Here is a 1,082-nt window from a genome sequence, read left to right as displayed (position 1 = left end):
CATCAACTCCGAGGGCATCCTCCACCTACACGCCGACGTCCTCCCTCCCCCCACCGACCCGCTCCCCGGCCCCGAAAACGAGGAAGCCGGTGCCGACGCCCTTCCGCCGCAGGACACCGACGACCGCACCCTGGAACAACGCTTCGCCGATGCCCTCCAGGGCCCGAACGCCCCCGGCCCCGTACCCGAAGGGGCATGAAGACACCAGGCCCGGGGCCGACCCCGGAACCGCTGCCGCACTCCGCCGTCCCCGAGGGAACCGACGAGGGCGACACCTGCTCCATCCCCGGCGGTGCCCGCGACCGTGACGAGACCACTCTCCAGGCCGTTGTCCGCGAGTTCAGGGAAGAGGTCACCGGCGGGCCGCCCGCTCGCCCTGGCCAAGACGCACGGCCTCGACTTCTGGCGCCACGACGCCCACACCGCCCCCGTCCCCAGCCTGCCCGGCCTCACTCCCGCAGACCATGAGAGCAGTGAGCTGCGCTGGGTACCCCTCCACCGAGTGGAGTCCCTCGGCCTCCGCCCGACTTCCGCACCACCTGGAACCGGGAACGGGTACGGCAGAACGCGGACCCGAGCGCTGCACCGCCTCGGGAAGGGGTCGCCCCCACCGGCGAACCGTAGGCCCGCGCGTACGCCGCACGGACAGCGATCGAACACACGGCCCACGACTTCCAGAGGATACGCGCGTCGGTCCAGCACGCGGCGTGCCCTGACCACTCCGCTTCCAGTCTCTCCGACCCCTTCCCTGTCCGGGAGAGGATCGCAGCCGTCCGAAGCCAGTTGCGGGCCGGGGCTTCTCCTCCACCCCCGCGCGAAGCCGACCCCGGTACGCCCTGCCAGAGCGTCACCTCTCACACACCGAAGGACCTGCGGTGGAACACCAACCAGCCCCATCAACTCACGGATGTGACACTCACCCGGTTTGCTAAGGTTCACTCAATTTCAAAGCCACACAAACAAACTTAAACGGGCGTAAAAATAGGGTGAAGCGGAAGATCGTCCCACCGTTGATCCGAGCGTGAAGGGGGGTGACTTGGTGTGCCTCTAGCCCACGACATGGACCACGGCCCCCGCTACCT

Annotated in this window: 2 protein-coding genes; both read left to right on the top strand. The window is 68.6% G+C overall.

Translation table 11 applies throughout. The annotated features are described in order from the left end of the window. Positions 1–199, top strand: a 199-nt coding sequence (locus ACFHWE_RS23590; protein ID WP_416604069.1) for a hypothetical protein, incomplete at its 5' end; no start/stop codon positions are given. Continuing rightward, positions 196–468, top strand: a complete 273-nt coding sequence (locus ACFHWE_RS23585) for an NUDIX domain-containing protein (protein WP_416604068.1) — start codon at positions 196–198, stop codon at positions 466–468. The genes ACFHWE_RS23590 and ACFHWE_RS23585, both read left to right, overlap by 4 nt. Positions 469–1,082 lie beyond the last annotated feature (614 nt).

The organism is Nocardiopsis sp. LOL_012, assembly GCF_048060475.1.
Taxonomy (GTDB): domain Bacteria; phylum Actinomycetota; class Actinomycetes; order Streptosporangiales; family Streptosporangiaceae; genus Nocardiopsis.
This window is presented reverse-complemented; position numbering and strand designations above follow the sequence as displayed.

What these genes read in the sequence shown, in the direction of transcription:
- ACFHWE_RS23585 (WP_416604068.1), top strand. Translation starts at nt 196, where the DNA reads ATGAAGACACCAGGCCCGGGGCCGACCCCGGAACCGCTGCCGCACTCC.